Below are 10,771 nucleotides of genomic sequence, written 5' to 3' on the forward strand. Positions count from 1 at the left end.
GAAAGTTTCTATTACGAAGACTTTTTCGGTTGTTGTTGATAAACAGCGGATTTTCTAAATAAATGTTGGAGAGACTTCTTTGTTTCTTCAAAGGTCAATTCACTCGCTGGTTTTCGTGCAATGACAATGTAGTCTTTTTCTTGCTTTAACTTATGACCTTCCTCTAAAAACACCTGACGGATCAGTCGTTTAATTCGGTTTCTTATCACTGCATTACCAATCTTCTTACTGACAGACAATCCTAAACGCAGTTCATCTTGATTTGGCTGATCCAGCTGGTAAATAACGAATTGGCGATTTGCCATTGATTGACCTTTTTTGAACACCTTTTGAAACTCTTCATTTTTTTTTAGCCTGTTTCGCTTCTTCATGTTTTCTTCCACTCCGATAAAAACTGACAGTTCATTTACGATTTTATGTAAAAAAGACCACTGACATTATTCAGTGGCCTAAGCTGATAATTTTTTTCTACCTTTGCTGCGGCGTCGCTTTAAAACTAGACGTCCGTTTTTAGTACTCATACGGCTGCGGAAGCCATGAACTTTACTACGCTTACGGTTATTTGGTTGAAACGTTCTTTTCATTTATGACACCTCCCTGAGGAATAGCTGTTTAAGACAGTCTAACTCATTATATTTGTGTAACCCATCGATTGTCAATATCAATGATAAAACTCTTATTATCAACCTTATAAGCATAACATAAGTTATCAAACGAAGAAACCTTCTTTTTTAGTTTCCAGCATTTTATTCTTTTTTTCCTCCTAAAAGACCTTCAAAACATGGATGTGGATATTTTTCCGGCATATTTAGACTATCCACACCCATTATCGACATTTTTTTCACACAAATAACCGATGTGGATAATTATTTTTCAACAGGATGTAAAGTGTGTGGATAAGTTTGTGACACCCATTGCACCATCTTGTTTATTTTGATATTATATTTGTGTTTTAACTCTTAATTACTTATCTGGCCCATTTATATTATCCACAATTTGTGGATAACCTGTGGAAAGTTATTACACAGCCTGTTGAATTGTTTATCCACAGCTTGTGTAATTTGTCGAAAAGACGTTTTTCTACTATATTAATTGTTTTCAACAATGTATGTGCACGAATGGTGATGACCATTTGCTCTTTTTCGTGTTCTATAACAGTTTGATACTGGTCATTTTAAAAAGAAAAGGAGGGGGGAGAGGCCTTATGGAAAATATTTTGGATCTGTGGAATAAAGCACTTCAAAAAATAGAGACAAAATTGAGCAAACCCAGTTTTGAGACTTGGATGAAATCGACAAAAGCCCATTCTCTTCAGGGAGATACGCTTACAATTACGGCACCAAATGAATTTGCTAGAGATTGGCTCGAGTCAAGATATCTTCACTTAATTGCTGATACCATCTATGAACTAACAGGTGAAGAGCTCAGCATTAAATTTATTATTCCTCAAAATCAGGACGAAGAGGAAGCCATGCCAAAGTCTCCAATCAAAAAAATGTCTAAAGAAGAGCCCGTTGACATTCCACAAAATATGCTGAATCCAAAATATACATTTGATACTTTTGTTATTGGTTCAGGCAACCGTTTTGCTCATGCCGCTTCACTTGCAGTCGCGGAAGCACCAGCAAAAGCATATAACCCGCTTTTTATTTATGGGGGCGTTGGTTTAGGAAAGACTCACTTGATGCATGCGATTGGTCATTATGTGATCGACCATAATCCATCAGCCAAAGTGGTCTATCTTTCATCTGAAAAATTTACTAATGAATTTATCAACTCAATCCGAGATAACAAAGCTGTCGACTTCCGTAACCGTTATCGGAATGTAGACGTGCTTTTGATAGATGATATTCAATTTTTAGCAGGAAAAGAACAAACTCAAGAAGAGTTTTTCCATACATTCAACACACTTCACGAAGAAAGTAAGCAAATCGTCATTTCTAGTGACCGGCCTCCGAAAGAAATTCCGACACTTGAAGACAGATTGCGCTCTCGATTTGAATGGGGCTTAATTACAGACATTACCCCGCCAGATCTAGAAACACGTATCGCAATTCTGCGCAAAAAAGCAAAAGCAGAAGGCTTAGATATTCCAAATGAAGTCATGCTGTACATTGCCAATCAAATCGACAGCAATATTCGTGAGCTGGAGGGTGCTTTGATTCGTGTCGTTGCTTACTCATCTTTAATTAATAAAGACATTAATGCAGATTTAGCAGCTGAGGCACTAAAGGACATCATTCCTTCATCGAAGCCAAAGGTCATTACAATTAAAGATATTCAAAGAATTGTAGGGCAGCAATTTAATATTCGATTAGAGGATTTCAAAGCGAAGAAACGTACGAAGTCAGTTGCTTATCCAAGACAAATTGCCATGTACCTCTCTAGAGAAATGACCGATTCCTCTCTGCCTAAAATCGGAGAAGAATTTGGAGGTCGTGATCATACGACTGTCATTCATGCTCATGAGAAGATTTCGAAATTAATCGTTGAAGATGAACAGCTTCAGCAGCATGTCAAAGAGATCAAAGAACAATTAAAATAACCAAGCTGATATAATGAGTACGGGAAAATGTGAATAACTAGAGCATAGTCATACACAGTCTGTCCACATGTGGATAGGCTGTCTTTCCTTTCTTTTTCTCGACTTATCCACATATTCACAAGCCCTACTATTACTTCTACGATTTTTATTAATAAAATATATATACATGTCATTAAGTAAATTTAGGAGGACCACTATGAAATTCACGATTCAAAAAGATCGTCTTGTCCAAAGTGTCCAAGATGTATTAAAGGCCGTATCTTCTAGAACAACGATTCCTATTTTGACAGGGATTAAAATTGTTGCGTCTGATGAAGGGGTTTCTCTAACAGGAAGCGATTCTGATATCTCAATTGAATCTTTCATTCCTCAAAGAGATGGAGATTTAGAGGTTATCACCATTGATCGTCCGGGAAGTATTGTACTTCAAGCCCGCTTCTTTAGTGAAATTGTAAAGAAACTGCCTATGGCTACTGTCGAAATTGAAGTAGAACAAAATCACCTGACCATCATCCGCTCTGGTTCAGCAGAATTTAACTTAAACGGCTTAGATGCTGAAGAATATCCGCATCTTCCACAAATTGAAGAGCATCATGCATTTCAAATTCCGACAGATCTGCTTAAAAACTTGATTCGTCAAACTGTTTTTGCAGTGTCCACCTCAGAAACACGACCTATCTTGACAGGTGTAAACTGGAAAGTTGAAAAAGGTGAATTAATATGCACGGCGACGGATAGCCACCGTCTTGCTTTAAGAAAAGCGAAGTTAGATATTAACGAGGAAAGTTCGTATAATGTCGTCATTCCAGGGAAGAGTTTAACAGAGCTAAGTAAAATTCTTGATGATGGACAAGATCTTGTGAGCATCGTCATTACAGAAACACAAGTTCTTTTTAAAGCACAAAACGTCTTGTTCTTCTCAAGATTGCTGGATGGTAATTATCCAGATACAGCTCGTCTGATCCCACAAGAAAGTAAAACGGATGTCGTGGTCAACACGAAAGAGTTCCTTCAAGCCATTGATCGTGCATCACTTTTGGCAAGGGAAGGACGTAATAATGTCGTGAAACTGTCAGCTGATCCTGAACAAAGCCTTGAAATCTCTTCTAATTCGCCTGAGATCGGTAAAGTGGTGGAGACGGTTCAAGCAGATGATATTAAAGGGGAAGATCTTAAAATCTCCTTCAGTCCAAAATATATGCTGGATGCGTTAAAAGTATTAGAGGGAACCGATATTCATGTAAGCTTCACTGGTGCAATGAGACCGTTCCTCCTGCGTACGCCGAATGATGATTCTATCCTGCAATTGATTCTTCCGGTAAGAACTTATTAATTCAATCTAAAATGGCTGCTGTGTGAGTGCACAGCAGCTTTTCTTCTCGTTTTCCATGCTTTCTTTCATCCCAGTTCGCTTTCCCCCTTTCCTTCTTGTCTTGTTTTTTAGTACAATTAGATATTAGTGATATTGAAAGAGGTCGATACAATGCCTAACCTTATAACCATTGAAACAGAAATGATTACATTAGGGCAGTTTTTGAAATTAGCCGAAGTCATCCAATCTGGCGGAATGGCGAAATGGTTTTTAAGTGAACATGAGGTGTTCATTAATCAAGAGCCAGATAATAGACGGGGACGCAAACTATACCCAGGAGATGTTGTCGAGATTGAAGGTTACGGCACATTTCAAGTTGTGAATTAGAAACGGGTGACAATACATGTACATTCAAAGTCTGGCGTTAACTTCATACCGAAATTATGAACACACCGAGCTTCAATTCGACAATAAGGTGAATGTCATGATCGGTGAGAATGCCCAAGGTAAAACGAACTTGATGGAAGCGATCTATGTATTGTCGATGGCAAAGTCTCATCGTACGTCAAATGATAAAGAACTTATCCGATGGGACCAAGACTATGCTAAAATAGAAGGTAGAGTCATTAAAAAAAATGGTCCACTCCCAATGCAGCTCGTGATCTCAAAAAAAGGGAAAAAAGGTAAGGTCAATCACATTGAACAACAGAAGCTCAGTCATTATGTTGGTGCGTTAAACACCATCATGTTTGCGCCAGAGGACTTAAGTCTTGTGAAAGGCAGCCCGCAAATCCGCAGAAGATTCCTCGACATGGAGATTGGACAAGTTTCTGCTGTCTACTTGCATGATTTATCGCTCTATCAAAAAATCCTCTCTCAGCGTAATCATTACTTGAAACAATTGCAGACAAGAAAGCAAACGGATCAAGCGATGCTGGAGGTTTTAACAGAGCAGTTGATTGATGCGGCAGCGAAAGTTGTCAAAAGACGACTGACTTTTACGAAACAGCTCGAAAAATGGGCGCAGCCGCTTCATTTTGGGATTTCTAGAGAGCTAGAAACACTCACGCTCCAATACCAGACGGCAATAGAGGTATCAGAAGCGTCAGACTTGTCGAAAATAAAGAATAGCTATGAAGAATCGTTTCAGAAACTAAGAGAGAGAGAAATAGACCGAGGGGTGACACTGTGGGGACCTCACAGAGATGACCTGCTTTTCTTTGTAAATGGTCGGGATGTTCAGACATATGGCTCTCAAGGGCAGCAAAGAACAACAGCTCTTTCACTAAAGCTGGCAGAAATTGATCTGATACATGAAGAAATCGGAGAATATCCTATTCTTCTACTTGATGATGTGTTATCTGAACTTGATGATTACAGACAGTCTCATTTGCTCCATACCATTCAGGGACGTGTCCAGACCTTCGTCACCACAACAAGTGTTGAAGGTATCGATCACGCCACCCTGAAAGAAGCGGAAATTTTCAGAGTAGCCAGTGGAAAAGTAATTGACTGATAAATGAGGTGTGAGTCTTGTATATTCATTTAGGTGATGATTGTGTTGTTTCTACACGAGAGATTGTCGCAATTGTTGATTACAAAATGAGGTCGTCTTCTGTTGTAGAAGAGTTTCTACAAAAACAAGAGAAACAAATCATTTCGTTATCCCAAGGGACACCCAAATCCATTGTCGTCACAACTGAATCTGTTTATTACTCTCCTCTTTCCTCAAGCACGCTCAAAAAACGTGCTTCGTTTGTGATTGAAATTGAAGTCTAAAAGCTCAATTCATATAAATATATCGTTTAAGAAAAGTGTAGGTGAATGTACGTGGCAATGGAACAGCAACATAATAGTTATGATGAAAATCAGATACAGGTGCTTGAAGGACTAGAAGCTGTTAGAAAACGTCCAGGAATGTACATTGGGTCAACCAATGCAAAAGGACTTCACCATCTTGTATGGGAAATTGTCGACAACAGTATTGATGAGGCATTAGCTGGTTATTGTACAGACATTACAGTGCAAATTGAAAAAGATAACAGCATTACAGTAAAAGATAATGGCCGCGGGATTCCTGTTGGGATTCATGAGAAAATGGGGCGTCCTGCCGTAGAGGTCATTATGACTGTTCTTCACGCTGGCGGTAAATTCGACGGCAGCGGTTATAAAGTATCAGGCGGTCTGCATGGTGTAGGGGCATCTGTTGTAAATGCATTATCTACTACCTTAGACGTGACCGTATACCGTGACGGAAAAATTCATTATCAGCAGTTCAAACGCGGAGTTCCAGTGGGAGATTTAGAGGTTATTGGTGAAACAGATGTAACCGGGACAACCACTCACTTTGTGCCAGATCCAGAAATTTTCAATGAAACCATTGAATTTGATTATGATACACTTGCCAACCGTGTGCGTGAGTTAGCTTTCTTAACAAAAGGTGTAAACATCATCATAGAAGACTTGCGTGAAGGCAAAGAGCGGAAAAATGAATACTGCTACGAAGGCGGTATTAAGAGCTATGTAGAACATTTAAACCGCTCAAAAGAAGTCGTTCATGAAGAGCCTGTATATATCGAAGGTGAGAAAGACGGAATCACGGTTGAAGTGGCATTACAATACAACGATTCCTATACAAGCAATATCTATTCCTTCGCCAACAATATCAACACGTATGAAGGCGGAACGCACGAAGCTGGCTTTAAAACTGGTCTAACGCGTGTCATCAATGATTATGCTCGTAAAAATGGCGTATTCAAAGATGGGGATTCGAATTTGAGCGGTGAAGATGTGCGAGAAGGCTTAACAGCCATTATCTCCATCAAACATCCAGACCCTCAATTCGAAGGACAAACGAAGACAAAGCTTGGGAACTCAGAAGCCAGAACCATCACTGACTCCCTTTTCTCTGAAGCACTTGAGAAATTCTTGCTTGAAAATCCTGATTCTGCGAAAAAAATTGTGGAAAAGGGACTGATGGCGGCTCGTGCAAGAATGGCTGCCAAAAAGGCTCGTGAGCTGACAAGACGTAAAAGTGCGCTGGAAGTCTCCAGCTTACCTGGGAAACTTGCGGACTGTTCTTCAAAAGATCCATCCATCTCTGAGCTCTATATTGTAGAGGGAGATTCTGCGGGCGGATCTGCTAAGCAAGGCCGTGATCGTCACTTCCAAGCAATCTTACCGTTAAGAGGGAAGATCCTAAACGTAGAAAAAGCTCGTTTAGATAAAATTTTATCGAACAACGAAGTTCGCGCAATGATTACAGCGTTAGGAACTGGAATCGGAGAAGACTTCACTTTAGAGAAAGCACGCTATCACAAAGTTGTGATCATGACAGATGCCGATGTAGATGGAGCGCATATCCGAACGCTTCTCTTAACATTCTTCTATCGTTACATGCGTCAAATCATTGAAAACGGTTATGTGTATATTGCACAGCCGCCTTTATATAAAGTGCAGCAAGGAAAACGTGTGGAGTACGTGTATAACGATAAACAGCTGGATGAGCTGTTAAAATCACTACCTCAAACACCAAAGCCTGGACTCCAGCGTTATAAAGGTCTTGGAGAGATGAATGCGACTCAGCTTTGGGAAACAACAATGGATCCTGATGCGAGAACACTTCTTCAAGTCACACTTGAGGATGCGATCGATGCTGATGAGACATTTGAAATGCTGATGGGAGATAAAGTAGAGCCAAGACGGAACTTTATCGAAGAAAATGCACAATACGTGAAAAACCTTGATATTTAGATGAATCCCTTCTGAGAACAACCTTATTTCTTGTTTGGAATAAGGTTGTTTTTCAAGAAACAGGGGTGTGAAACGAATGTCCTGGTTTTCCGTGTTTTCGTTGATTTTCTAGTAAATTAATGTGTATAAAGCCGAGATTATTGATATAATGGAGAATAGTCTTGTGAAGATAAATACATATTTTACTCCCACATAATTTATTTCATGTGATACGTAAAGGGAGGTTCTTATAGTGAGTGAACAACATACACCAAATGTACGCGAAGTGAATATTAGTCAAGAAATGCGTACGTCCTTTTTAGATTATGCAATGAGTGTTATTGTTTCGCGTGCATTACCAGATGTGCGAGACGGATTGAAGCCCGTGCATCGAAGAATTTTGTATGCGATGAATGACCTAGGTATGACAAGTGATAAACCATTTAAGAAATCTGCACGTATCGTTGGGGAAGTTATCGGTAAGTACCACCCTCACGGTGACAGCGCTGTATATGAAGCGATGGTTCGTATGGCGCAAGACTTTAACTATCGAAATATGCTAGTTGAAGGACACGGGAACTTTGGTTCTGTCGATGGAGACAGTGCAGCAGCCATGCGTTATACTGAGGCGCGTCTATCAAAAATCTCAATGGAGATCCTGCGTGATATCACCAAGGATACGATTGATTATCAAGATAACTACGATGGCAGTGAAAGAGAACCAATCGTTATGCCTGCTCGATTCCCGAACTTATTAGTCAACGGGGCAACAGGTATCGCTGTAGGGATGGCAACCAACATTCCGCCTCACCAACTAGGTGAAGTGATTGATGGTGTACTGGCGATTAGTCAAAACCCAGAAATGACAACACAGGAACTAATGGATATCATTCCAGGACCAGACTTCCCAACTGCGGGACAAATCATTGGCCGAAGCGGAATTCGTAAAGCATATGAAACAGGCCGGGGCTCTATTACATTACGTGCAAAGTCTATCATTGAAGAAACATCCAGCGGTAAGCAGCGGATTGTCATCAATGAAATTCCATATCAGGTCAACAAAGCCCGTTTGATTGAAAAAATCGCTGATCTTGTGCGCGATAAAAAGATTGATGGCATTACAGATCTGCGTGACGAGTCTGATCGTAATGGTATGCGGATTGTAATTGAACTGCGAAGAGACGCGAACGCCCACGTTCTATTAAACAATCTTTATAAACAAACGACACTCCAAACGTCATTTGGGATCAACTTATTGGCACTAGTTGATGGACAGCCGAAAGTCTTGTCCCTCAAACAATGTCTTGAATATTATCTAGAGCATCAAAAAGTGATCATTCGCAGAAGAACAGCATATGAACTTCGTAAAGCTGAAGCAAGAGCTCATATTCTAGAAGGTTTGAGAATCGCTCTTGACCACTTAGACGAAGTCATTGCATTAATTAGAAGCTCTCAAACTGCTGAAATTGCGAGAAATGGCTTAATGGAGAACTATAGCTTGTCCGAAAAACAAGCACAGGCCATTCTTGACATGCGTCTTCAGCGCTTAACTGGTTTGGAAAGAGAAAAGATAGAAGAAGAATACAAAGGACTTGTTGATTTGATTGCTGAGTTGAAAGCCATTTTAGCAGACAATGAGAAAGTTCTTGAAATCATTAGAGAAGAATTAACAGAAATCAAAGAACGTTTCAATGATACGCGCCGTACTGAAATTGTGACGGCAGGTATTGAAACAATTGAAGACGAAGATTTGATCCCTGTTGAGAATATTGTGATTACGCTGACTCATAATGGTTATATCAAGCGTCTGCCTGCATCAACATACCGCAGCCAAAAAAGAGGCGGTAAAGGTGTTCAGGGCATGGGAACCAATGAGGATGATTTCGTAGAACAGCTGATTTCAACATCTACCCATGATACGATCCTCTTCTTCTCTAATAAAGGGAAGGTCTATCGTGCGAAGGGATATGAAATTCCTGAATTCGGACGAACGGCGAAAGGGATTCCGATTATTAACCTGCTTGAAGTAGAAAAGGGAGAGTGGATTAATGCCATTATTCCAGTAAGCGAATTTGATGAAGATTCGTATCTCTTCTTTACAACAAGACACGGTGTATCAAAACGAACATCATTATCTCAGTTTGCCAACATTCGAAACAATGGACTTATCGCATTAAGTCTTCGTGACGAAGATGAACTGATGGCTGTCCGTTTAACCAATGGAGAAAAACAAATCATCATTGGTACGAAAAAAGGTATGCTGATTCGTTTTGACGAGACAGACGTTCGTGAAATGGGACGTACGGCGGCTGGCGTGAAAGGAATTACGCTTTCTGAGGATGACATCGTTGTTGGGATGGAAATCCTTGAGCCAGATGCAAACGTATTGATCGTAACCGAAAAAGGGTATGGTAAGTTAACACCTGAAAAAGAATACCGTGTTCAAAGCCGGGGCGGTAAAGGTCTTAAAACATGTAAAATCACTGATAACAATGGTCCGCTTGTCGCAGTGAAGGCAACGAATGCTGAAGCTGAAGAGGACTTGATGATTATTACAGGAAGCGGCGTGATCATTCGTATGGCCGTTTCAGACATTTCAACAACAGGTCGAGTCACTCAAGGTGTCCGCCTGATTCGTCTTGGTGATGATGAACATGTCGCTACAGTGGCATTAGTTGAACAATCACAAGAAGATGATGAAGAGAATAGTGAAGAAAACGTAGAAACTATAGAGTCAGATCAAGAGCAATCTGAGTAAAAATAAAGCCGGTTCTTCACCGGCTTTATTTTTTTCTAAAAAAACATGAGTTTTTTTGAAATTTATAATGCTTTTTTCATAGATATGTGTTAATCTTTCAAAGGAGCAAAAAGAGGCTCTATTTTTTATCTCTTCTACAGTGGAAACTTCTTAAAAAAATAAAATGTTTTTTAAGAAAAACGTTGACTGTTGATAGAGATATATGATATATTTAAGTGGTCGCTTTGAGAGAGTGACACACAAGTTCTTTGAAAACTAAACAAGACAAAACGTACCTGTTAATTCGAGTTTTTATAAAAAAATCCTATGATACTTCATAGGTAGTCAGTCAAACGCTGACGAAAAACAAAACTTCGGTTTTGTACTTTTTCGGAGAGTTTGATCCTGGCTCAGGACGAACGCTGGCGGCGTGCCTAATACATGC

At 39.8% G+C, this 10,771-nt stretch carries 9 protein-coding genes; 7 read left to right on the forward strand and 2 right to left on the reverse strand.

Annotation, left to right across the window (positions count from 1 at the left end; all coding sequences use genetic code 11):
• Positions 1-11: 11 nt before the first annotated feature.
• The gene (gene rnpA / locus C9414_RS18055; protein WP_008360906.1) at positions 12-371 is read right to left on the reverse strand and encodes a ribonuclease P protein component; all 360 of its coding nucleotides are present in this window, start codon (positions 369-371) and stop codon (positions 12-14) included.
• A 78-nt stretch (positions 372-449) separates the two neighbouring features.
• The gene (gene rpmH / locus C9414_RS18060; protein WP_073208224.1) at positions 450-584 is read right to left on the reverse strand and encodes a 50S ribosomal protein L34; all 135 of its coding nucleotides are present in this window, start codon (positions 582-584) and stop codon (positions 450-452) included.
• Between the two features lie 620 nt (positions 585-1,204).
• On the opposite strand from rpmH, the gene dnaA reads away from it, so the two are divergent.
• The 7 genes from dnaA (at position 1,205) to gyrA (ending at position 10,347) form a co-directional block, all read left to right on the forward strand.
• The gene (gene dnaA / locus C9414_RS18065) at positions 1,205-2,545 is read left to right on the forward strand and encodes a chromosomal replication initiator protein DnaA (RefSeq protein WP_024424073.1); all 1,341 of its coding nucleotides are present in this window, start codon (positions 1,205-1,207) and stop codon (positions 2,543-2,545) included.
• 196 nt (positions 2,546-2,741) lie between these two features.
• Entirely contained in the window at positions 2,742-3,878 is a 1,137-nt protein-coding gene (gene dnaN, locus C9414_RS18070) for a DNA polymerase III subunit beta (RefSeq protein ID WP_039175825.1), read from the forward strand.
• A gap of 150 nt (positions 3,879-4,028) precedes the next feature.
• Positions 4,029-4,244: a S4 domain-containing protein YaaA gene (yaaA, locus tag C9414_RS18075; RefSeq protein ID WP_008360916.1), complete on the forward strand. Its 216-nt coding sequence runs from the start codon at positions 4,029-4,031 to the stop codon at positions 4,242-4,244.
• A 16-nt stretch (positions 4,245-4,260) separates the two neighbouring features.
• Positions 4,261-5,373, forward strand: a complete 1,113-nt coding sequence (gene recF / locus C9414_RS18080; RefSeq protein WP_047203626.1) for a DNA replication/repair protein RecF — start codon at positions 4,261-4,263, stop codon at positions 5,371-5,373.
• A gap of 17 nt (positions 5,374-5,390) precedes the next feature.
• Positions 5,391-5,636: an extracellular matrix regulator RemB gene (remB, locus tag C9414_RS18085; RefSeq protein ID WP_039175827.1), complete on the forward strand. Its 246-nt coding sequence runs from the start codon at positions 5,391-5,393 to the stop codon at positions 5,634-5,636.
• 57 nt (positions 5,637-5,693) lie between these two features.
• A complete protein-coding gene (gene gyrB, locus C9414_RS18090; protein ID WP_047203629.1) occupies positions 5,694-7,610 on the forward strand; it encodes a DNA topoisomerase (ATP-hydrolyzing) subunit B in 1,917 nt (638 codons plus the stop codon).
• A gap of 232 nt (positions 7,611-7,842) precedes the next feature.
• Entirely contained in the window at positions 7,843-10,347 is a 2,505-nt protein-coding gene (gyrA, locus tag C9414_RS18095) for a DNA gyrase subunit A (RefSeq protein WP_041089367.1), read from the forward strand.
• Positions 10,348-10,771 lie beyond the last annotated feature (424 nt).

The organism is Bacillus sp. Nf3 (assembly GCF_003028545.1).
Classification (GTDB): Bacteria; Bacillota; Bacilli; order Bacillales; family Bacillaceae; genus Bacillus; species Bacillus safensis.